General features: G+C 68.5%; 21 protein-coding genes. 4 read left to right on the plus strand and 17 right to left on the minus strand.

Features of this window, described 5'->3' with window-relative positions; translation table 11 throughout:
- Window positions 1-247: 247 nt before the first annotated feature.
- Genes Q0996_RS03175 through Q0996_RS03185 form a run of 3 tightly spaced genes read right to left on the minus strand, consistent with a single transcriptional unit; the run spans window position 248 to window position 2299 of the window.
- Window positions 248-919, minus strand: coding sequence for an NUDIX hydrolase (locus tag Q0996_RS03175; RefSeq protein ID WP_299615912.1), 672 nt, complete (start codon window positions 917-919; stop codon window positions 248-250).
- Window positions 920-921: 2 nt separating this feature from the next.
- Window positions 922-1977 (minus strand): low specificity L-threonine aldolase, encoded by a 1056-nt coding sequence (locus tag Q0996_RS03180; RefSeq protein ID WP_299615914.1) that lies wholly within the window; start codon window positions 1975-1977, stop codon window positions 922-924.
- A 31-nt stretch (window positions 1978-2008) separates the two neighbouring features.
- Window positions 2009-2299, minus strand: coding sequence for a hypothetical protein (locus Q0996_RS03185; RefSeq protein WP_299615916.1), 291 nt, complete (start codon window positions 2297-2299; stop codon window positions 2009-2011).
- Window positions 2300-2344: 45 nt separating this feature from the next.
- On the opposite strand from Q0996_RS03185, the gene Q0996_RS03190 reads away from it, so the two are divergent.
- Complete coding sequence (locus Q0996_RS03190) at window positions 2345-3322, plus strand: RluA family pseudouridine synthase (RefSeq protein WP_299615918.1); 978 nt, start codon at window positions 2345-2347, stop codon at window positions 3320-3322.
- A gap of 179 nt (window positions 3323-3501) precedes the next feature.
- Window positions 3502-4386 (plus strand): RNA polymerase sigma factor RpoH, encoded by an 885-nt coding sequence (gene rpoH, locus Q0996_RS03195; RefSeq protein ID WP_299615920.1) that lies wholly within the window; start codon window positions 3502-3504, stop codon window positions 4384-4386.
- A 27-nt stretch (window positions 4387-4413) separates the two neighbouring features.
- Here rpoH and Q0996_RS03200 read toward each other — a convergent pair whose 3' ends face one another.
- From Q0996_RS03200 to Q0996_RS03215, 4 genes are all read right to left on the minus strand, one after another.
- Window positions 4414-4995 (minus strand): hypothetical protein, encoded by a 582-nt coding sequence (locus tag Q0996_RS03200; RefSeq protein WP_299615922.1) that lies wholly within the window; start codon window positions 4993-4995, stop codon window positions 4414-4416.
- Between the two features lie 10 nt (window positions 4996-5005).
- Window positions 5006-6988, minus strand: a complete 1983-nt coding sequence (locus Q0996_RS03205) for a hypothetical protein (protein WP_299615924.1) — start codon at window positions 6986-6988, stop codon at window positions 5006-5008.
- A 321-nt stretch (window positions 6989-7309) separates the two neighbouring features.
- On the minus strand, window positions 7310-8602 hold the full coding sequence (locus Q0996_RS03210) for an adenylosuccinate synthase (protein WP_299615926.1): 1293 nt from the start codon (window positions 8600-8602) through the stop codon (window positions 7310-7312).
- Between the two features lie 27 nt (window positions 8603-8629).
- Window positions 8630-9790, minus strand: a complete 1161-nt coding sequence (locus tag Q0996_RS03215) for an ATP phosphoribosyltransferase regulatory subunit (RefSeq protein WP_299615929.1) — start codon at window positions 9788-9790, stop codon at window positions 8630-8632.
- 280 nt (window positions 9791-10070) lie between these two features.
- Here Q0996_RS03215 and Q0996_RS03220 point away from each other — a divergent pair, with 280 nt between their 5' ends.
- Window positions 10071-10619 (plus strand): paraquat-inducible protein A, encoded by a 549-nt coding sequence (locus tag Q0996_RS03220; RefSeq protein ID WP_299615931.1) that lies wholly within the window; start codon window positions 10071-10073, stop codon window positions 10617-10619.
- Window positions 10620-10805: 186 nt separating this feature from the next.
- Here Q0996_RS03220 and Q0996_RS03225 read toward each other — a convergent pair whose 3' ends face one another.
- The 8 genes from Q0996_RS03225 to Q0996_RS03260 all read right to left on the minus strand — a co-directional run bounded on the left by Q0996_RS03225 (window position 10806) and on the right by Q0996_RS03260 (window position 17691).
- Window positions 10806-11720, minus strand: coding sequence for a VCBS repeat-containing protein (locus tag Q0996_RS03225; protein ID WP_299615933.1), 915 nt, complete (start codon window positions 11718-11720; stop codon window positions 10806-10808).
- A gap of 9 nt (window positions 11721-11729) precedes the next feature.
- A complete protein-coding gene (gene serA, locus Q0996_RS03230) occupies window positions 11730-13307 on the minus strand; it encodes a phosphoglycerate dehydrogenase (protein ID WP_299615935.1) in 1578 nt (525 codons plus the stop codon).
- Window positions 13308-13379: 72 nt separating this feature from the next.
- Window positions 13380-14549: a phosphoserine transaminase gene (locus Q0996_RS03235; RefSeq protein ID WP_299615937.1), complete on the minus strand. Its 1170-nt coding sequence runs from the start codon at window positions 14547-14549 to the stop codon at window positions 13380-13382.
- Between the two features lie 533 nt (window positions 14550-15082).
- Window positions 15083-15532: a MaoC family dehydratase gene (locus Q0996_RS03240; protein WP_299615939.1), complete on the minus strand. Its 450-nt coding sequence runs from the start codon at window positions 15530-15532 to the stop codon at window positions 15083-15085.
- A 38-nt stretch (window positions 15533-15570) separates the two neighbouring features.
- Window positions 15571-16059, minus strand: coding sequence for a GNAT family N-acetyltransferase (locus Q0996_RS03245; protein ID WP_299615941.1), 489 nt, complete (start codon window positions 16057-16059; stop codon window positions 15571-15573).
- A complete protein-coding gene (locus Q0996_RS03250) occupies window positions 16056-16544 on the minus strand; it encodes a cupin domain-containing protein (protein WP_299615943.1) in 489 nt (162 codons plus the stop codon). Before Q0996_RS03250 ends, Q0996_RS03245 begins: the two co-directional genes overlap by 4 nt.
- A gap of 40 nt (window positions 16545-16584) precedes the next feature.
- Complete coding sequence (locus tag Q0996_RS03255) at window positions 16585-17367, minus strand: PhzF family phenazine biosynthesis protein (RefSeq protein WP_299615945.1); 783 nt, start codon at window positions 17365-17367, stop codon at window positions 16585-16587.
- A gap of 75 nt (window positions 17368-17442) precedes the next feature.
- Window positions 17443-17691 carry a DUF1127 domain-containing protein gene (locus Q0996_RS03260; protein WP_299615947.1) on the minus strand — a complete coding sequence of 83 codons (249 nt, stop codon included), beginning with the start codon at window positions 17689-17691 and terminating at the stop codon, window positions 17443-17445.
- A 106-nt stretch (window positions 17692-17797) separates the two neighbouring features.
- On the opposite strand from Q0996_RS03260, the gene Q0996_RS03265 reads away from it, so the two are divergent.
- Window positions 17798-19174 (plus strand): PLP-dependent aminotransferase family protein, encoded by a 1377-nt coding sequence (locus Q0996_RS03265; RefSeq protein ID WP_299615949.1) that lies wholly within the window; start codon window positions 17798-17800, stop codon window positions 19172-19174.
- A 249-nt stretch (window positions 19175-19423) separates the two neighbouring features.
- Here Q0996_RS03265 and glmM read toward each other — a convergent pair whose 3' ends face one another.
- Together glmM and folP are read right to left on the minus strand one after the other, a co-directional pair.
- Window positions 19424-20770, minus strand: coding sequence for a phosphoglucosamine mutase (gene glmM / locus Q0996_RS03270; protein ID WP_322096631.1), 1347 nt, complete (start codon window positions 20768-20770; stop codon window positions 19424-19426).
- Between the two features lie 54 nt (window positions 20771-20824).
- Entirely contained in the window at window positions 20825-21946 is a 1122-nt protein-coding gene (gene folP, locus Q0996_RS03275; RefSeq protein ID WP_299615953.1) for a dihydropteroate synthase, read from the minus strand.
- Window positions 21947-22159: the final 213 nt, after the last annotated feature.

Consider the following 22159-nt stretch of genomic DNA (forward strand, 5'->3'; position numbering starts at 1 on the left):
CCTAGGGGAGTCGAACCCCTGTTTCCGCCGTGAGAGGGCGGCGTCCTAGGCCACTAGACGAAGGGGACCAATGGCCGGAAGGGCGCTGGTGTAGCCCAAAGGCCGGGCCAAGGCAAGCCCTGTCGTTGGGGTGTGCTGGGCCCGTTGGGCCCTCCGGCGCCGGCCCGCTCCCCCCCCCGGCCACCCAATGCGATTATCCTTGTGGGTGGTCGGGCGAGGGAGCGGGCTGGTACCGGGAACCCTTCCCCTAATCGAAATCCGTCGGCCAGTGGGGGTTGCGGCGATGGGCGAACATGCGGGCGAGCTGTTCGGCGCTGACCCGGCCGCTGGAGAGTTCGGGCAGCGCGGTCTCGGCGAAGAAGTCCACCTCGGAGGTTTCAATGCTGGGCCTTGGCGCGCCGTCCAGGATCTCGCAGAGGAAGAAAGCCTTGAAGGTGTGGAAGGGGTTGGGCTTGGCGCCGCGCTTGCGCTGGTCGTAGAGCGCCAGCAGCTTGACGGCGCGGGCGCGGAAGCCCGCTTCCTCCCAGACCTCCTTTTCCACGCAGGCCGCCGGGCTCTCGCCGACATCGGCCCAGCCGCCCGGCAATGCCCAGCGCCCGTCGCTGCGCTCGCGCACCAGCAGCACCGCCTCGCCACGGAAGGCGACGGCGCGCAGGTCGGTCTTGGGGGTGGCGTAGCCCACCTCTGTGCTGAAGAAGCGCGTCACCTGCTCAGCGCTGGTGCCGCTGTGGCCGGCCATGATCTCGGCGGCGATGCGCGCCACCTCCTGATAGCGCTCGTCGTCGAAGGGGTCCTCGCTGTAGTGCAGGCCGCTCTGGGCGATGGCCTGCAGGCGCCACGCCCAGGCGAGCCAGGGCGGCTCCGCCGCGTCCGAGGCAGGACCCTCCGCCGGCGCGTTCGCTCCCCGATCCTCCGGCATGGTCAGGCGCGCGCCCGCGTGTCGCCACCACCGCAAAGGTCCGCCGCGGCGGCGAGGAAGGCGTCGACGGCCTCCGGCGCCGTGTCGAAGGCGGTGACCAGGCGGATCTGGCCTTCCTCCGGCCGGCCCCAGCGGAAGAAGCCGAAGCCCCGGGCCTCCAGCCCGACAATCACCGCCTCGGGCAGGGCCACGAAGATCTCGTTGGCCTCGACGGTCGAGAGCAGCCGCGCGCCGGGCAGCCGTTCCAGCCCCTCGGCGAGGCGCGCCGCCTGGGCGTTGGCGTGGCGGGCGTTGGCGAGCCAGAGACCGTCGCTCAAGTAGGCCTCCAACTGCACCGAGAGAAACCGCATCTTGGAGAGCAGGTGCCCGCCGCGCTTGCGCAGGTAGGCGAAGTCGCCGGCCCGCGGCGGATCGAAGAACACCACCGCCTCGGCGGCCAGGGCGCCGTTCTTGGTGGCCCCCAGGCTCAGCACGTCGACGCCGGCCTGCCAGGTGATCGCCGCCGGGCTGCAGCCCAGCCGCGCCACGGCATTGGCGAAGCGCGCGCCGTCCATGTGGAAGGCGAGGTTGTGGCGCCGGGCGACGGCGGCCAGGGCCGCCACCTCCGCCGCCGTATAGACCGTGCCCTTCTCGCTGGCCTGGGTGATGGAGAGGGCGGCGGGCTGCACCCGGTGGACGTCGCCGGCCCCGTCGATGGCCGCCTCCAGCGCGGCGGCGTCGATCTTGGCGTGGGCGCCGTCGAGGGCCACCAGCTTGGCGCCGCCGGTGTAGAACTCCGGCCCGCCGCATTCGTCAACGTTCAGATGCGCCTCGCGGTGGCAGTAGACCGCGCCGTAGCGCGGCACCAGCGCGGCCATGGCCAGCGAATTGGCGGCGCTGCCGGTGGCCACCGGAAAGACCGCGCAGTCGCGCTCGAAGAGATGCGAGACCCGTTCGCTCAGCCGCGCGGTGACGGCATCCTCGCCGTAGGCCGGCGCGCTCCCCGCGTTGGCCGCCTGCAGGGCCGCCAGGATCGCCGGCGCGATGCCGGTCACGTTGTCGGATGCGAAACTGCTCATGCCCTATCCCGAAGTCCTGCCTGCCTGCGGCCTATTCGCTGGGCGGCACGCCGCGCACCTGGCCCAGGATCCTGCCTGTGGTCATGTCCACCACCACCACCTGCTGGCAGCCGCGTTCGGCCAGGCCGTCGAAGCGCAGCACCAGGCGGTTCTCCGAGACCTCGGTCCCGGCGATGGTGCAGCCAGGCGGCAGCGGCAGTTCGATCGCTTCGAAGACCGCGCCGCCGCTGTCCAGGCGGGTTGCCAGGCCATAGGCCAGCAGCCCCATGCCGCCCAGAATCAGGATGGCCATGACGATGACGAGGAACTTCAGGGCTTGCATCGGCGCGACCCTCACGCTTATTGGGCTGACAGGGTGCGAGGAAGCATGGCCGAAGAGACGGGTCAAGAGCGACATGTGGTCACCGCCGCGGAGGCGCAGGCGGGCCGGCGTCTCGACCGGCTGCTGGCCGACGCCCTGCCGGCGCTGTCGCGCAGCCGCCTGAAGGCCCTGATCGAGGCCGGCCTGGTCAGCCGCGACGGCGCGCCGGTCACCAGCGCCGCCGCCAAGGTCCGCGCCGGCCAAAGTTTCGCCATCATTGTCCCGGAGACTGTGGAGACGGCGCTGGAGGCCCAGGCCATCCCGCTGGACATCCTCTTCGAGGACGGGGATCTGATCGTGCTGAACAAACCCGCCGGGCTGGTGGTCCATCCCGCCCCCGGCAACCCGGACCGGACCCTGGTGAACGCGCTCATCGCCCACTGCGGCGAAAGCCTGACCGGGATCGGCGGCGAGCGGCGCCCCGGCATCGTCCACCGCCTGGACAAGGACACCTCCGGGCTGATGGTGGCGGCCAAGACGGCGGCGGCCCACCGCGGTCTGGTGGAACAGTTCGCCGCCCGCAGCATCGAACGGAGCTACCGCGGCCTGGTCTGGGGCCGGCCCTCGCCGGCCCGCGGCAGCCTCACCGGAAACATCGGCCGCAGCCCGCGCAACCGCAAGAAAATGGCGGTGCTGAAGCGTGGCGGGCGGCCGGCGGAGACCGGCTACCGGGTACTGCGCTCGTTCCGGGAGGGCAGCGTCAGCGAGGTTCTCTGCCGCCTGCGGACCGGCCGCACCCACCAGATCCGGGTGCATATGGCCGAGGCGGGCCATAGCCTGCTGGGCGATCCGCTTTACGGCCGCGGCGGCCCCCGGCGGGCCCGGGCCCTGCCCGCCCCGGCGGAAGCCGCGCTCACCGCCCTGGGCCGCCAGGCCCTGCACGCCAAGTCCCTGGGGTTTCACCACCCCGTGACCGGTCGTGTCTTGCAATTCGACAGCAATTTACCACTTGATATGTGTACGTTGATTGATTCTCTGGAATGATTCCATATATATATGACCACAGTGGTCATATATTGCACGCCAGCGGGGGATTCATGCTATGATCAGCCAAATCGCGTTCGGGACCAGTGAAAACCACTGGTGATCCGCCGCCCGAAATGCGAATCTCAGTTGCAATCTTGATTAATTGATCGCGCTTTTGGCGAAGCTTGGAGTACGCCATGTCGACTGCGAAAGTTCCGGTTCTCGTCCCCGAAGGAAACCTCTCCGGCTACCTGCAGGAAATCCGCAAGTTTCCGATGCTGGAGCAGGACGAGGAATACATGCTGGCGAAGGCCTGGCGTGAACGCGGCGACACCCAATCGGCGCACCAACTGGTCACCTCCCACCTGCGCCTGGTCGCCAAGATCGCCATGGGCTACCGCGGCTATGGGCTGCCGCTGTCCGAGCTGATCTCCGAAGGCAACGTCGGCATGATGCAGGCGGTGAAGCGCTTCGACCCGGACCGCGGCTTCCGCCTGGCGACCTACGCCATGTGGTGGATCCGCGCGGCGATCCAGGAGTACATCCTGCACTCCTGGTCGCTGGTGAAGATGGGCACCACCGCCTCGCAGAAGAAGCTGTTCTTCAACCTGCGCAAGCTCAAGGGCCAGTTGAAGGCCATGGAGGAAGGCGACCTGCACCCGGAGAACGTCTCCAAGATCGCCGAGACCCTGGGCGTGCCGGAACAGGACGTGGTCTCCATGAACCGCCGCCTGTCGGCCCCCGACCACTCGCTGAACGCGCCGCTGCGCATCGATGGCGACGGGGAATGGCAGGACTGGCTGGTGGACGAGACGGAAGACCAGGAAAGCCAGCTCGCGGAGTCGGAGGAACTGGGCAAGCGCCGCGCCCTGCTCAAGGCCGCCATGGCCAATCTCAACGACCGCGAGCGGCGGATCCTGGAAGAGCGGCGCCTGAAGGACAATCCGACCACCCTGGAGGATCTCTCCCAGGAGTACGGCATCAGCCGCGAGCGGGTGCGCCAGATCGAGGTGCGGGCCTTCGAGAAGCTGCAGCGCGCCATCCGCAACGCCGCCATCGAGGAACGGCTGGCGGTTAATTAGGACTGGTTCGGCTTAGGCGGCCGGGCTTTACCCGGCCTCCCTGCTGACGATTTCCGCCTCGGCGACCTCGACCGGCCCCTCCTCACCGTCGCCGGCCGGCTCCATCACCTCGCCGTCGACCGAGATCATCTCCTTGCCCGAAGCAACGGCATGTCCCCATTCGACGATCAGTGCCTTCTGCTGTTCGGCAAGGCTCTTGATCCGGCTTTCGGTGCTCATCTTGAAGTAGCTGCCGACAATCGACGGCATGATGGCGAAGAGCACCCAGCCCCCCATGGCGGCCCCATAGGCGACCCCCCAGATAAAGACGTCGGCAAGCATGATCATCGCCGCATCATGGCTTTGGCCGCGCGACCAGAGATCGATGATGGCCGGAAGCGTGCCGCTGAAATTCATGAGCCCCACCGTCACCGCCAGGTGCTTTTCCGGGGAGCGGTCCGTCACGTAGGCAACCCAGGTGGGTGCCATCAGCGCCACGAAAACGAGGGTCGTCGGCAGCAGCACCGCGGCGAAGGGGAACAGCAGGATGCAGACCATCACCTTCGCCCAGGGTTTCAGGCCGACCCTTCGCGTCTGTTTTGGTTTCTGGCCCTTCGCCGCCGTCGCCATCTCCCCGCTCCTAGAGAACCGAAGCCAGGGTGATACCGAGTACCGCCACGCCGGCGATCACCGAAGAGATAATGCTCGAAGCCTCGCGCGCATGGCGGCGCACGATGGCCGGCGAGGTCATGCCCCCGTCCCGCAACCAGTTGGCCTGCTCGACCAGGGCGGCGAAATCGGCCTTGGCCTGCTCAAATCCCTGGTCGTCCGCAGCCTTGCGGTCGCCATCGTCGATCAGGGCGAGCAGCGAGGTGAGGTTACCCTTGGCCGCCAGTTGCTCGGCCATATCCGCCATCTGTTCGCAGCGGGTGCGGTTGTGAAAGCCCTCCACGAGGGGCTTCAGCAGGGCCGCGCACCAGGCGGCCAGATAGGGCGTTTGCGGCGGCCCGACGGACCGCTGGACAGCGGCCAGGAGACGCAGGACCCCGAGGTTGAAGACCATCGGGTCGTCCTTGTTGTCCAGTTCGCTCAAGGATCTTTCGATGGACGCCTTCATCTTGGCGCCGACGAAACCCGCGATATGCCTATCGACCGGGCTGCGTTCGGTCTTGCCCTGCGCGGCCAGCCGCTCCAGGGCCAGCAGGAGGTCTTCCAACTCCGCGACATAGTCGCTCTTCAGCAGCGGGCTCTGGCAGGGCCAGCTCGGGTTGGCCGCATAGAGCGCGCGTTCTTGGGAGTAGCCCATCCGCTGCTTGGAGATATTGATCGCCGCGGTGTCGCAGATGCGTCGCAGGATCGCGAGGTCCGGGCTCAGCACCGGCTGGTGCTCGACCCAGAGCTGGGGCAGGCGATGATCGAAGATCTCGATGAAGGTCTGGCGTTTCTCTTCGTCGTGGAAGTTGACCGCCAGGGCCTGGGCGAGCCCCTCGAGGCGCACGCAGACGGACTTGTAGCGGATGGGCGCGTTCTCATCCAGGGACATCAGGACCCGCGCCAGCAGCCGGTCGTCGGCGGAATTGCGCTCACCGCCGGCACCGGCCGCCGACTGCGTTGCCTGCCGGATCGCGGCGGCACGCTGCTCGTCGCCCAGCGAGCGGCGGACCCATCTCTCCATGTCCGGTTCCCGGGGAACCGACAGGCCCTGGTCCCACTTCCGGCCAAGGGCGTGAGACAGCGCCGGGGCGTTGAGGTACTCCGCCCCGTCGAAGACGAAGGCGCGCGCCGCCTTTGGCGGCAGCAAAGCCTGCTTGGGGCTGAGGTGGCGTCCATTGAGCCACATCTGCAGGTCCTGAAAGCGCCAGCGCTGTCCCGGGTCGTCGCACAGCATCCCGCGCAACGCCTCCACCATCGGCAGCGAGAGCCGCGTGTCCCGGACCAGGGCGGCATAGGATCCCCTGGAGATCTTCTCCTCGATCACCTCGTCCTGGTCCAGGTCGGCGACCGGATTGCCGCCGCAAAGCAGAACCAGAACCGTCACGCCCAGCGCGTACATGTCGTCGGCCGGCGAGCCCGGGCCGCGGCCCTCCGGCAACGCCATGGAGCCGTCGATCGGTTCGTAGTAGTAGGGTTGCGCCATGGCCGGCGGGCCGGAAAAGCACTCCCCCAGAACCACCGACTCGTTGCTGGGGTCGGAATAGAAGAGATTCTCGGCGCGGATCGCCCGGTGGGTGACCACCCGATCCGCCAGTTCCTTCAATATCTGCACCAACGGGCGCATCACCGAGCGGGTCACCCGATCTTCCCGCCAGGGTTCGATCTTCGCGTCCGGGCCGGCCAGAACCCGCTCCCCGCCCGGCTGGCGCATCAGAATGACAAAGCGCCGGGCCCGCGCCGGCGGCCAGTGGACCACCCCGTGGCGCAGAGGGATCAGCATCGGCAGGCGGTGGAATCGCGAGAACTGCGCCAGGACATCGGTCCTGGGCGCGATATCCTGGCGGCAAACCAGGGCGAAGAGCGACTTGGATGTGCCCCGTTCGTCGGAAACCGCAAAGGCCTGCACCCCCGGCGAGCCGAAGTCCGGCAAGGGTTCGCTGGGATGCAGGCGGTAGCGGTCGGCCAGCATGACCGACCTTCCGTCGTCGGGCCTGCCTTTCTTCGGGTTTTCGCTTTGACCGCTCATGGGCGAAACAGGACGACTTGCCTTCTGTTCGGGACGCTGCGTAGGGCCTGTTGACGGCGCCGGCCCGCCCCCCCTCCCGGCCACCCAATTCGATTATCCTGGTGGGTGGCCGGGAGGGGGTGTGGGCCGGAACCGATTCGACGTAAGTCGAAACGCTCTAGGCAACCCGAAAGCTAAGCGGCATAAGGCAAAGAGATCGTTAAGGCCTGCGCAAGAAACCGCAGAACTCCGCCACGCAAAGGCGCGATTTCGGCCTTGCCGCGATCAATCGGCGAAGGGATCGCGGACCAGAATCGTGTCCTCGCGCTCCGGGGAGGTGGACAGAAGCGCCACCGGCACCTCGATCAGTTCCTCCAGCCGGCGGATGTACTTGACCGCCTGGGCCGGCAGATCGGCCCAGGAGCGGGCGCCGCGGGTGCTCTCGGACCAGCCGGGCATGGTCTCGTAGACCGGAGTGACCCGGGCCTGGCGCGACTGCGCCGCCGGCAGATAGTCCCGCTTCTCGCCGTCGATTTCATAGCCGACACAGACTTTCAACTCCTCCATGCCGTCCAGGACATCCAGCTTGGTCAGGGCGATGCCGGTGATCCCGCCGACCTTGGCCGCCTGGCGCACCATGACGGCATCGAACCAGCCGCAGCGCCGCTTGCGCCCGGTGACCACGCCGAATTCACGGCCACGCTCGCCCAGAAGGTCCCCGATCTCGTCATGCAACTCGGTGGGAAAGGGGCCGGAGCCGACGCGGGTGGTGTAGGCCTTGGTGATGCCGAGGACGAAATCGACCGTGTCGGGCCCGGTGCCGGAACCGGCGGCGGCATTGCCGGCCACGGTGTTGGAGGAGGTCACGAAGGGATAGGTCCCGTGATCGACATCCAGCATCGCCCCCTGGGCGCCCTCGAAGAGGATGCGCCTGCCGGAGCGTTTCGCCGCGTCGAGGCGCTGCCACACGCGGTCGGCAAAGGGCAGCACCCGCGGCGCCAGGGCCAGCAGGCTCTCGACCACCTCGTCGGCCTTGAACTCCGGCTGTCCGAGGCCGCGCAGCAGGGCGTTGTTGTGCAGCAGCAGGCCGTCGACCCGCTGGCGCAGCAGATCGGGATCGCCGAGATCGCAGAAGCGCACCGCCCGGCGGCCGGCCTTGTCTTCATAGGCGGGCCCGATTCCGCGGCCGGTGGTTCCCAGCTTGTCCTCGCCGCGATGCGCCTCGCGGGCGCGGTCGACCGCACCGTGCATCGGCAGGATCAGCGCCGCGCCCTCGGCGATCTTCAGGCGGTCGGGCGTGACCTCGACCCCCTGGGCGCGCAGGCGGTCGATCTCCTCGACCAGGGCCCAGGGGTCGACCACCACGCCGTTGCCGATGATCGACAGCTTGTTCGGGCGCACCACGCCCGACGGCAGCAATGAGAGCTTGTAGACCGCGTTGCCGACCACCAGGGTGTGGCCGGCGTTGTGGCCGCCCTGGAAGCGCACAACCACATCGGCGCGCTCCGACAGCCAATCGACGATCTTGCCTTTCCCCTCGTCCCCCCACTGGGAGCCGACGACCGCCACGTTTGCCATTCTTGTCCCGCTCCCCCGTTCGAAGCCTTAGGTCTGGTCCGCCAGTTCGACAATTGCCGTGCCGCGCAGCAGATGGCTGCAGCCGAGGCGCCGGGCTTCCGCTTCGGCGTCCTCCTCCGCGCTGAGCCCCGCCAGGGTGACCCAGCCCTCCGCGCGCAGACGCCGCGCCTCCGCAGCCGCAGTGCCATGGGGCAGAAAGAGGCGCCGCGGCACCTCCGGCGCCGGGATGGCCCGCAGCACGGTGTCCATGAACAGCGTGAAGCCGGTGGACGACTCCTGCGCGCCACCGGCACCGCTCGCCTGATAGCGCCCACCGCGGCCGAGCTCGCCGCGCACGCCCTTGGCAAAGAGGATGAAGCTGATTCCGGTCTGGTATTCGAAGCCGCGGTGTTCCACCGGATCGACGGTCAGGCGGGCGTTCGGTGCGGCGGTCCGGATCAACTCGATCACCGCCGAGAGGCGCTCGACCTCCCGGGCCGCGCCTGGCGCCAGGCCGAGCGCCTGCAAGGCCGCCAGCGCGGCATCGGCCGGTCCCGCCGATTGCAGCAGGGCCTGAAAGAGGTCCGCCTGCTCCCCCGCCAAGGCCGCCACCGCGGCCGCGTCCTTGCGGTCCAGGGCCTGGCGCAGGGCCTGCACCTGGCCGCTGTCCAGCCCCAGGTCCGCCGCCAGGGCGCCGACCAGCGGCGGCAAGTTGAGATCGACGGAGAGCTCCGCGACACCGAGGGCGCCGAGGGCGTCGATGGCCAGCAGAATAACTTCGGCATCGCTCGCCGTCTCCGACGCGCCGATCAGCTCGACGCCGGCCTGGGCGAACTGGCGCTCGGGACGGAGCTGGCTGCCGCGCACCTGCAGGACCTGGCCGCCGTAGCAGAGCCGCAACGGCCGCGGCGCGTTCTTGAGGCGGGAGGTGGCGATCCGCGCCACCTGGGGCGTCATGTCGGCGCGCAGGCCCATCATGCGCTGGCTGACCGGGTCCATCAGGCGGAAGGTCTGGCCGGCCAGGGCCGCCCCGGCGCCGGTCAGAAGCGCTTCCTCGAACTCCAGCAGCGGCGGCTTCACCCGGTCGTAGCCCTGGGCCTGAAAGGCGGCGATGAGCCGTTCCACCACCGCGGCCTCATGGGCGGCCAACGGCGCCAAGACGTCCTGCAGGCCAGCCGGAAGAAGGCCCATGTCGGCGGTCTTTGTCATCTCAGCAGGTCTTCGGAGGAGAGGCGGTCCGGATTGAGTGTCGTAACTGTCCGGAAGCGGACGCGCCCCTGGGTCGGGCCATCGGGCGGCCCCGCTTCCGCTCTCTGGTAGCAGTCCGCGTCACGCGCGGCAAATGGAAATCCGCCGGCAGGGCCGCCTCCGCGCCCTGGTACGGCCGCAAAAACGCCCAGATTTCCGAAGCTTAGGGGGCTGGCTGTGTCCGGCCGTCCCGGATAGACTGGGCCGCACCGCGTCATCACCAGAGGGTCGGCAGACACCCTTGCTTCCCCGCCTTTCCACGCCCAACAGCCTCGCCGCCGCAAGCCGGGGCCTCGACCGATTCCTCGGCCTCTTCATCGCCGCCGCCGCCCTGGCACTGCTGGCCGGCTGGCTCTTGCCGGTGATGACGGTGCGCACGCTGCTGGTGTTCTATGACGAGGTGTCCATTCTCACCGGTGCCTTTCGCCTGCTGCAGAGCGGCGACTACCTGCTGTTCCTGGTCATCGTGCTGTTCACCGTGGTGCTGCCGGTGGGCAAGCTGGTGCTGGCCTATCTCGCCTGGAGCCGCCTCGACGTCGCGGACCCGCGGGTGCAACGCACCCTCGGCTGGATCGAAACCCTCGGCCGCTGGTCCATGCTCGACGTCTTCGTCCTCGCGATCCTGGTGGTGGTCATCAAGCTGTCGCTGGTCTCCGATGTGGAAATCCACGCCGGCCTCTACGTCTTCGTCCTGGCGGTGATCCTCTCCATGATCGCCGTGCGCCGCATTGCCAAACTGGCCCACCAGCGCCTGACGGACGACGGCCGCAGCACAGCCCCAGCTGACTGAGTTGGCCAATAGCGCTCCGGCACCACCGCAACACTCGTCTCGTCACCCCGGACCTGATCCGGGGTCCATGGTCGTATCGAACGCAGCCCTAACCGCGGAGACCATGCGAGCGGATCGATGGACCCCGGATCAGGTCCGGGGTGACGACGAAGAGGAACCGCAAAAGCGGTGCGACCTGAAGAAGGTCTACCGATAGAGCCGCAATTCGCGGTCGCCGCTCAGGGGAATGACGACGCCCTCCAGGCCGTTACCGTCCAGATCCGCCAGACGGAAGTCGCCGACGATCTGCGCGTCCAGCGCCAGGACCGCGCGCTCGCGCAGCGCGCCGTCGACGAAGCCCACGACCCGTAGCGCGCGGCGACGGGCATCGGGCAGCAGGATCTCCGGCAGTCCGTCCCCGTCGGCGTCGAGGATCGCGGAGAGCACGAGGGCGCGGGAGCCGATGGCATGGTTGGAGAAACCGTAGGCCTCGGCTTCCTGCACCAGCCGATCCCCTTGGCGGGAGAAGATGCGCAGCACGCCGCCGATGTGCGGCGTCTCCACATAGGCAACCTCCAACACGCCGTCGCCATCGAAGTCCGCCGCGCCGACCGGGTTCAGCCAGCGATGGGCAGTCAGGCGCTCCGGCCCCTTGGCGACCGCCCGCAAGGCGCCCTCGACCACGCCGTAGGCGACCAGCATGGCACCGCTGCTCTGCGAGGAGCGCACCACCAGGATCTCGTCCCGCCCGTCACCGTCAAGGTCCACGAGGCGCGGCGTCAGGTCCTCGAAGACCTGCGCCTCCGGCAGGGAAAGCGTGAGGCTGTCCCCATCGGCGCGGCGGACCAGCAGGCCTCCCGCCTCGATCCCGTCGCCGAGCACCGCATGGCCGTAGCGCTCCGTCGGCTCGGTCAGCCAGACCTCGGCGATGGCGCCTCGACCCAGCGCCGGCTGGCCGTCCGGCAGGGCATTCCCGGGCCGCGACACCGCGCGCAGGTCGATCTCGATCTCGCGCTGGGCTTCCGCGACCAGCGGACGGAAGCCAAGGGCCTCCAAGTCATCGGCACTCGCCGGTCCGGCCACCGCGACGCCAAGGGCGAGCCCCAAGGCAAAGGCGCGCACGCTGTGCCCCTAGAACCTTAGGGCTTCGGCCTGCTTCGTATGGGGCAGGCTGCGGACTTTTTCCAGCACCGCCGGAGGGATCTCCGCATCCAATTCCAGCAGCGCGATGGCGTCCTCCCCCTGGGCCGCGCGCCCGAGATGGAAGGTGGCGATGTTGACACCGGCATCGCCGAGGGTGGTGCCCAGGGCGCCGATGAAGCCCGGCTTGTCCTCGTTGGTGATGTAGAGCATGTGCGGCGTCAGGGTCGCCTCGACGGAGATGCCCTTCACCTCCACCAGCCGCGGCTTGTCGTGGCCGAAGAGGGTGCCGGCAACACAGCGCGGCCCCCGTTCCGTGGTGACAGTGAGGCGGATCAGGGTCTGATAGTCGCAGTCGCGCTCGTGCTTCACCTCGGCGACATCGATGTCCCGCTCCCGCGCGATGATCGGGGCGTTGACCATATTCACCGTATCCAGAATGGGGCGCAGCAGGCCGCAGAGCGCTATCTGGGTCAGCGGCCGGGTATTGAGATGCGCCACATGGCCTTCGTATTCGATGCGCGCGTCTTTGAGGCCGCTGCGGGTGAGTTGGCCGGCGAAACTGCCGAGCTGTTCGGCGAGCTGCATGTAGGGGCCCAGGCGCTTGGCCTCCTCCGCGGTCAGGGAGGGCATGTTGAGCGCGTTGGTGATGGCCCCGGTCAGCAGGTAGTCGGCCATCTGCTCGGCGACCTGCAGGGCCACCTTCTCCTGCGCCTCCGCCGTCGAGGCGCCGAGGTGCGGGGTCGCCACCACCTGGTCCATGCCGAAGAGCGGATTCGCCTTGGCCGGCTCCTCGGTGAAGACGTCCAGCGCGGCGCCGGCCACATGGCCGGACTCGATAGCCGCCTTCAAGTCGTCTTCCACCACCAGGCCGCCGCGCGCGCAGTTGACGATGCGCACGCCGGGCTTGGTCTTGGCCAGGGCCGCGGCGTCGAGGATGCCGCGGGTCTGCTCGGTCATCGGCACATGCAGGGTGATGACGTCGGCGCGGGCCAGCAGCTCGTCCAGTTCGACCTTTTCGATGTCCAGGTCTTCGGCGCGGTCCGGCGAGAGGAAGGGGTCGTAAGCGATGACCCGCATGCGCAGGCCCTGGGCCCGTTCGACCACGATGGAGCCGATGTTGCCGCAGCCGATCACCCCCAGCACCTTGCCGGTGAGCTCGGTGCCCATGAAGCGCGACTTCTCCCACTTGCCGGCCTGGGTTGAGCGGTCGGCGGCGGGGATCTGGCGGGCCAGGGCGAAAATCATGGCGATGGTGTGTTCGGCGGTGGTGATGGAATTGCCGTGGGGCGTGTTCATCACCACGATGCCGCGCCCCGTCGCGGCGGGAATGTCGACATTGTCGACGCCGATGCCGGCACGGCCGACGACCTTCAGGTTGTCGGCGGCAGCGATGATCTCCTCGGTGACCTTGGTGGCGGAGCGGATGGCAAGGCCGTCGTAGGCGCCGATCCTGGCCTTCAGGTCCTCCGGCGAAAGGCCGGTTTCCACATCCACCTCCACGCCGCGCTCGCGGAAAATCTCCGCCGCGCGGGGGCTCAACTTGTCCGATATCAGAACTTTGGGCATGACGATGTCCCTTTTCCTCGGCCCCTCAAAGGAGGGACCGGATGATCTCTTGGTAATCCTCTGGGGTGCCGCTCAGGCCGCCGCTTTTTCCGCTTTCACCAGGCCGTAGGCCCAGTCGAGCCAGGGCAGCAGCGCCGCCATGTCGGCGGACTCCACGGTGGAGCCGCCCCAGAGGCGCAGGCCCACCGGCGCGTCGCGGTAGCCGCCGATGTCGAAGGCGATACCCTCCTCCTCCAGCAGCGCGGCGATGCGCTTGGCCGCGGCGGACTGGCCCGCGCCGTCCAGCGCCAGGAACCAGGGGTCGACGATCTTGAGGCAGATGGAGGTGGAGGAGCGGATCTCCGGCCGCGCCGCCAGGAAGTCGGCCCAGGAGGATTGCGCCACCCAGTCTTCGACCACTTTCAGGTTTGCTTGCGAACGGGCGATGAGCGCCGGCAGGCCGCCGATGCTCTCGGCCCAGGTGAGCCCGTCCAGAGCGTCCTCGACGGCCAGCATGGAGGGGGTGTTGATGGTGGCGCCGCTGAAGATGCCCTCGATCAGCTTGCCGCCCTTGGTGAGACGGAAGATCTTGGGCAGCGGCCAAGTCGGCGTGTGGCTTTCCAGGCGTTCGACGGCGCGCGGGCTCAGGGCCAGCATGCCGTGGGCCGCCTCCCCGCCCAGCACTTTCTGCCAGGACCAGGTGATGACGTCGAGCTTCGCCACCGGCAGGTCCATGGCGAAGGCCGCCGAGGTGGCATCGCAGATGGTGAGGCACCGGCGGTCGTCGGCAATCCAGGTACCGTCGGGCACCTTGACGCCCGACGTGGTGCCGTTCCAGGTGAAGACGACGTCGCGGTCGCTGTCGACCTGCGCGAGGTCCGGCAGTTCGCCGTAGTCCGCCTCCATCACCCGCAGGTCGGCCAGCTTCAACTGCTTGGCGGCGTCCGTCGCCCAGCCCTTGCCGAAGCTCTCCCAGGCCAGGACGTCGACGCCGCGCGGGCCCAGCAGCGACCATAGGGCCATCTCAACCGCGCCGGTGTCGGAGGCTGGGACGATGCCCAGGCGGTAGTCCGCCGGCAGGCCAAGCAGCGCCTTGGAGCGCTCGATCACCGCGGCCAGCTTCGCCTTGCCCGCCTTGGCGCGGTGAGATCGACCCAGTGCCGCCTCGCTCAAACCGTTCAGGGACCAACCCGGCCGCTTGGCGCAGGGTCCTGAGGAAAAGCAAGGGTTCCCCGGCCTCTTGGCCGGGCGGGCGGCTGTCATGGGTCTGCTCCTTGGTGTCTAAAGGGGGAAGTCTGTCTCGGCCCCGCTTGGAGAGAAAGGCGCCCGGATTCCCGGGACGCATGGCGGCGCGATACTAGCACCATGTTGCACTGCGTCAATTGCCCATCCGCCGCTTTCGGGCGCGAAACGGTCGCAGGCGGCAAAGTTGATCTGAAGGGTCAGATTCGGCCGCCCATATCCACATGCACCCTGTGCCCGCCGGCAGTAGGGGGCGACGGTCTTCGTCAACTCCGGGATCAGAATTCGGCGCGAGATGAACGCTTGTCGGTCAAAGAGTTACCCTGCTCCGCCCTCTCCAATCGTCATTGCCGGGCTTGTTCCGGCAATCCATCGCGGTCCGGGTCTCGAACTTTCCATGGACCCTCGGGACAAGCCCGAGGGTGACGATGTGGTTTTGGGGTGACGTGGGCAAGCCATTGAAATGAAAACACTCCTTTCGAGTCAGGCTTTTCGGGCCGAGTCAGGCCCTCAAGACCGCAAGGCCAATTCGACTGATCGAAACCCTTCCTACCCTACGCCGCCTTCCGGGCCAGGATGTGGATGGCGGTGAAAGTCATGACCACCTCGTCGAGTTGGTTCATCACTTCGTAGTCCATCAGCAGGGTGCCGCGGTCGGGCTTGGACTTGGAGGGGCGCATCTCCCTCACGGTTGCTGTCACCTTGAGCGTATCGCCGGGGCGCACCGGGCGCACCCAGCGCAGTTCGTCGAAGCCGGGCGAGCCCATGGAACAGGCGTTGATGACGTTCGCCTGATAGAAGATGCGAAACGCCAGGGCCAGGGTCTGAAAGCCGGAGGCGATGAGGCCGTTGAAGGGCCCCTCCTCCGCCGCCCGCTTGTCGAGGTGGAAGGGCTGCGGGTCGTAGAGCAGGGCGAAGTCGAGGATCTGGGACTCGGTGATCGTGACGCCTTTGCTGTGGAACTGCTGGCCGGGCTCGAAGTCGTCGAAGTAAAGCGCTTGCACCGCGGTGCACCTCTCAAATGGGAAACGGCGGGATGGGATCAGGCGGCGGCGGGGCGGGTCAGGTCGCAGACCATGTAGCGCAGGTCGTCGTCCAGACCGTCATAGGCGCGGGCCTCGGGGTGGAAGCCGAGGCTGGCGTAGAGACTGCGGGCCGCCGCCATAGAGCCGAGCGTTTCAAGAGAGAGGCGGGCATGGCCGGCAGCGCGCGCGCCGGCCAGGGCGGCCTCGGCGAGACCGCGGCCAAGCTTCAGGCCGCGACAAGGTTCCCGCACCCAGAGGCGCCGCATCTCGCAGACGCCCTCTTGGAGGGGCCGCAGGCCGACGCAGCCGGCCAGCGCGCCGTCGGCCCGAGCCAGCCAGAGTCCGCCGCCGGGCGGCGCGTAGTCGCCCGGCAAGCCGGCCAGTTCCGCCTCCAGATCCTTCAGGCAGTAGTCCACCTGCAGCCAGTCGGCATATTCACGGAACAGCACCCGCACCGCGTCCAGGTCGCCGTCGCCGGCCGCCGCTGTGATCTCGGCCGCGGTCATTCCCAGGGCTCCCCGTTCTTGTGGGTGAAGACCCATTCGCCCCCGCGGTTCGCCAGGAAGAGGTCGATGTCCGGGTAGTGCACCTCGTCCGCGTCGGAGCGGCTGCCGACCTCCAGATAGACGGCCCAGTCCGCGCTGCGGTTCACCAGGTGGTGGCCGTCGGCCTTGCCGGCAGGAAATCCGGCGGCCATGCCGGCGCGCAACACCTGTTCGCCGGCATCGGTGACCAGAACCAGTTCGCCCTCCAGGACATAGGCGAACTCGTCCTCATGGCTGTGCCAGTGGCGCTGGGAAGAGAGCGCGCCGGGCGGCAGGCGCACCAGGTTGACGCCGTACTGGGTGAGCCCCAGAGGATCGCCCAGCGCCCGCTTCTCCCGCGCGCCGCAGGACTCCCGGAAGGGCGCGGGATAGGAGGAGCCGAGGCGCGGCTCCAGGCTGGAGGGATCGAGCGCCGGGGCGGCCGGCGCGGTTGTGTCTTTGCTCATGCCGCTGATCTCACCTGAAGTCTGATTGCGGCAGAGCAGTCTACACGCGAATGCGCCCTTCGAGATAGAGGGCGCCCTTGCCGGTGAGCAGCACGCGCTCGCCCCGGTGTTCGACGGTCAGGCTCCCGCCGCGCGCGGAGATCTGCCGCGCCTCCATGACCGTCTTGCCCAGACGCTCCGCCCAATAGGGCGTCAACACGCAGTGGGCCGAGCCGGTCACCGGGTCCTCGGGAATGCCGGCATGGGGCGCGAAGTAGCGCGACACGAAGTCACAGTCCTCCCCCGGGGCGGTGATGATCATCCCGTCTGCCGGCAGGTGCCTGACCCGCTCCAGGTTCGGTTCGGCCGCGCGCACCTCCGCCTCACTGGCCAGCACCACCATCAGCTTGACGTTCTTGCGCACCTCCTGCGGCGCCATGCCCAGAGCCTCCGCCGCCGCGCCGCGGTCGTCGAAGGGCTCCGGCGCCCGGGCCGGAAAGTCCAGAGTGAACAGGTCGCCGCGGCGGGTCACGACCAGGGGACCGCTGGCGGACTCGAACAGCACCTTCTCCATGCCCGGATTGATGTGCAGGGCGATGACGTAGGCACTGGCGAGGGTGGCATGGCCGCAGAGGTCTACCTCCAGGGCCGGCGTGAACCAGCGCAGGTGATAGCCGGTGCCGTTGGGCACGAAGAAGGCCGTCTCCGACAGGTTGTTCTCCGCCGCGATGGCCTGGAGCATTTCATCCGGCAGCCAGTCGTCCAGCGGACAGACCGCCGCCGGATTGCCGGCGAAGACGGCATCGGTGAAGGCGTCGACCTGGTAGAGGGTGAGTTCGGTCATGGTTCGATTCCCTGGGTTCGGTTTCCCGCGTTCGAAATCCTGCTTGAAGGCGGGGCGTCGCCGGGCGCGGCGGCCTCAGATCCGCCAGAAGGGCTTGCGCGCTTCCCAGTTCGCTTCGGCGCGGCTGATCCCCATGTCCTTCAGATCACGGTCGCTCATCTGCGCCAGTTGATGGCGTCCGGCCGCACGCTCCTGCCAGAGCATCAGTCGGTCGAGGGCGCGCAAGATCCAGTCACCGACGACGGTGCCGTAGCGGCGGCGGGGAATCCGGGTGAGCCGGGAAGAGCTCTCCAGGGACACCGGAGGTCTTGATATTGTATGCATTCAATCCTCCTCTTTCGAAAAATTGTCTTGATCAATGTTCGGAATATTGTGATAATTGTTGCATACCTACAGCGTCAATTGTATTTTTGTCACCATGACAAATTGGATGCCCCAGATCGCCGACGCCAGCGGTCCCCGCTACCTCGCCATCGCCGAGGCCCTGGCCGGCGACATCGCCGGGGGGCGTCTGAAGCCGGGCGACCGCCTGCCGACCCACCGCGAGCTGGCCTGGCAGCTCGGCGTGACGGTGGGTACCGTCAGCCGCGCCTATGCGGAGGCTGAGCGCCGCGGCCTGACGGCGGGAGAGGTGGGGCGCGGCACCTTCGTCGCCGGCCCCACGGGCCCGGAGCATCTCAGCCGCTGGCACGACGCGCCGCCGGGGGCCATTCCCCTGCGCTCCGCCCATCCCATTCCCTGCGAGGAGGAGAGCGCCATCGCGGAGGTGATGGCCCGCTGCGCCGCCAGCCCGCGGGCTATGGAGTTGCTGGCCTATCAGCCCCATCGCGGCCGTCCGGAGCATCGCGAGGCCGGCGCCCAGTGGATCACCGAGAACGGCTTTCCCGTGGACGCCGATCAGATCACCATCACCGCCGGCGCCCACCACGGCATGATGGTGGTGCTGGCGGCGGTGACGCGGCCCGGCGATCACATTGTCGCCGACTCCCTCACCTATCCCGGCCTGCGCAGCCTGACGCGCATTCTGGGCCTGCGTCTCGACGGCCTGGCGCGCGACCGCCACGGCCCGCTGCCGGAAGCCTTCGAGGATGCTTGCCGCACCCATCAGGTGAAGGCTCTCTACCTCTGCCCGACGCTGCACAACCCCACCAGCATCACCATGCCGGAGGAGCGCCGCCGCGCCCTCGCCGAGGTCGCCAGGCGCCACGGAGTGGCCATTGTCGAGGACGATGTCTTCGGGTTCCTCGCCGACCAGCCGGTCGTGCCGGTCTCCGCCCACGCCCCGGAGCAGGGCTACTATATCTGCGGCATGGCGAAGACCGTGGCGCCGGGCCTGCGCATCGGCTACGTCGTCGCGCCGGCCGAGGCCCAGGACCGCTTGAACCATGCCATCAGCAGCACCTGCTGGATGGCCTGTCCGCTGGCAGCCGAGATTTCATCGGAGCTGATCCGCAGCGGCATCGCCGAGCAGGTCAGCGCGGGCCGCCGCCGCGTCGCCGCAAAGCGCCGTCAGATCGCCCTGGAGGTGCTGGACCGCTGGGAAACCGACTGCGAGCCCGGCGCCAACTTCCTCTGGCTGCACCTGCCCGACCCCTGGCGCTCCAGCGAGTTCGTCGCCGAGGCGGAGCGCCGCGGCACGCTGGTAACACCCAGCGATCCCTTCATGGTGGGGCGGCGGGAGAGCATCCACGCCGTGCGCGTCTGCTTCGGCCCGCCGCGCGACGAGGCAGAGCTGCGGCGCGGCGTGAAGAGCCTCGCCGCACAGTTGGAGGAGGGCCCCTCCTATGCCTTCACCAATATGGTTTGACGCCCCGGCATGGAACCAAAGCGCCTGCTGAAGAAGCCGGCCTTGGAATCGACCTCGTGCTTCGAGACGGCGCCTTGCGCCTCCTCAGCATGAGGTCTTCGTTTCTCGGTTATGCCTCACCCTGAGGAGAACCGAAGGTTCGTCTCGAAGGGCGGGGCATGGCAGTAAGGCGCGCTCTCAGCGGCCTGCCTTTGCGATCCTGCGTCTCTTGGCACAGTCCGGAGGCGTTTTGACACCCTTTAATACACCCTATCCCGCGCGCGCCTCGATGGTCTGGCAGATCTCGCCGACCACCTGGCTGACCAGGTCCTCGTCCTCGCCCTCGGCCATCACCCGGATCAGGGGTTCGGTGCCGGACTTGCGGATCACCAGGCGGCCGCCGCTGCCGAGGCGGTCCTCGCCGGCGCGGATCGCCGCCTTGACCTCCCCGTCCTCCAGGGGGGCACCGCCGTTGAAGCGTACGTTGCGCAGCAACTGCGGATAGGGCTGGAAGAGGTTGGTGACCTCGGAGGCGGGCCGGTCGGACTGGACGACCACCGCCAGAATCTGCAGCGCCGAGATCAGCCCGTCGCCGGTGGTGGCGAAGTCGGTGAGCACGATGTGACCGGACTGCTCGCCGCCCACGTTGTAGCCGTCGGCGCGCATGCGCTCGACCACGTAGCGGTCGCCCACCGGCGTGCGGATCAGATCGAGGTCCAGGGACCCGAGGTAGCGTTCGAGCCCCAGGTTGGACATGACGGTGGCGACCACCGCCCCGCCGGCGAGCTTTCCGGTCTGCTGCCAGGAGCGCGCGACCAGCGCCATCACCTGGTCGCCGTCGATCACGTTGCCCTTCTCGTCGGCCATGATGGCGCGGTCGGCATCGCCGTCCAGCGCAATGCCGAAGTCGGCGCCCTGCGTCACCACCGCCTCCTGCATGCGCGCTGGCTCGGTGGCGCCGCAGCGCTGGTTGATGTTGAAGCCATCGGGATAGACGCCGATGGGCACCACCTCGGCGCCCAGTTCGTAAAGCACCTTGGGGGCGACGCGGTAGGCGGCGCCGTTGGCGCAGTCGACCACCACCTTCATGCCGTCGAGGCGCAGGCCGCGCGGGAAGCTGCTCTTCACGAACTCGATGTAGCGGCCGAGCGCATCGTCCAGGCGCAGGGTCTTGCCGAGCTGGTGGGAGGGCGCGAGTTCCGCCCCACCGTTGCCGATGCGGCTCTCGATTGTCTTCTCCACCTCGTCGGAGAGCTTGAAGCCGTCCGGCCCGAAGATCTTGATGCCGTTGTCCTGATAGGGGTTGTGGGAGGCCGAGATCATCACCCCCAGATCGGCGCGCAGCGAGCGGGTCAGCATGCCCACCGCCGGCGTCGGCATCGGCCCGAGCAGCACCACGTCCATGCCCACGGCGATGAAGCCCGCGGTCAGCGCCGGCTCCAGCAGATAGCCCGACAGGCGCGTGTCCTTGCCGATCACCACGGTGTGGCGGTGGTCGCCGCGGACAAACTCCCGCCCCGCCGCCTTGGCCACCGCCAGGGCGGTCTCGGCGGTGACCGGCTCGATGTTGGCCGTGCCGCGAATGCCGTCGGTTCCAAAAAGCTTTCGTGACATCACTGGTCCTCTTGCTGGGGCAAACCGCGCCGGGCGCAGGGCCCCTTTCGATGAGAGTTATACCAGAGCCCGGTGGCCCTTGTCCGTTGCGCCAAAGCCGCTGGGCGCCTGCATCATGGCCTGCCAGACCGCGACCGCCTGTGCGGTCTCCGCCACGTCGTGGACCCGCAGGATCTGAACCCCGCGTTGCAAGGCAAAGAGCACGGCGGCCAAAGAGCCCGGCAGCCGGTCCTTTGGCGCTTCGCCGTGGGAAAGCCTGGCGATGAAGCTCTTGCGGCTGGCCCCCAGCAGCACAGGACAGCCGAGGCCGTGAAATACCGCGATCTGCTCGAGAAGCTGCAGGTTGTGGGCCACCGTCTTGCCGAAGCCGATGCCGGGGTCGACCACCAGCCGCTCCAGCGCGATCCCCGCCGCGGCGCAGGCCTCCAGCCGTTCGGCGAGATAGTCGTAGATATCGAGGGCGACATGGCGGTAGCGCGGGTCCTGCTGCATGGTCCGGGGCTCGCCCTGCATGTGCATCAGGATCACCGGCACCTCAGCCGCGGCGGCCACCGCCAGGCTGTCCGGATCGCCGGCGAGCGCCGTCACGTCGTTGATCATGGCGGCACCGGCCGCCACCGCGTCCTGCATGATGGCGGCATGGCGGGTGTCGATGGAAACGCAGGCCCCGGCCTGCACCAGCCCTTTGACCACCGGCAGCACCCGCGCCCGCTCTTCCTCCAGGCTGATCGCCGCGGCCCCCGGCCGGGTCGACTCGCCGCCGACGTCGAGGATGTCGGCGCCCTCCTCCAACATGGCCAGACCATCGCGCACGGCGACCTCCGGGTCGAAGCGGTCGCCGCCGTCGGAGAAGGAGTCCGGCGTGATGTTGAGGATGCCCATGATGCGCGGGCGCTCGAGGGTCAGGCCGCCCAGCGATCCGCGTGGGCTGGAGAGGCGCTGGAGAATGGCCGCCGCCTCGGCCCCCAGACCGGGGGTCTGCTCCTCGGCCCAGGCTTCGATGGCCGGCAGTGAAAGTGCCGCGCGCCGCAGCCCTTGGTCCGACCGCAAGACGGCCTCGCAGTGGCCGAAGGACAGCGGGCCGCCGGCCAGCAGGCGGCGCGGCCCCTCCGCGGCCTCGCCTTCGGCCGGGTCCCAGAGCCCGAGCGGGCGTAGGGTCAGCTTGTCTTGCGCTCCCATGGTCATGGCTGCTGCTTATATCCGCGGCGGCGGCACGTTGAAAGGCCCGCCCTCACGCCCAGCCCACGGCAATCCGGTTTCGCGTACCAGCCAGGCAAACAGGCTGCCATCGCGTGTGTAAGCCACCCCCCTCCCCAACCTCCCCCCGTCAAGGGGGAGGAGATTTTCTAAGCCGCTTCAATAACTTCCCCCTCCCCCTTCGATGGGGGAGGG

The organism is Pelagibius sp. (assembly GCF_028289705.1).
Taxonomy (GTDB): domain Bacteria; phylum Pseudomonadota; class Alphaproteobacteria; order Kiloniellales; family Kiloniellaceae; genus Pelagibius.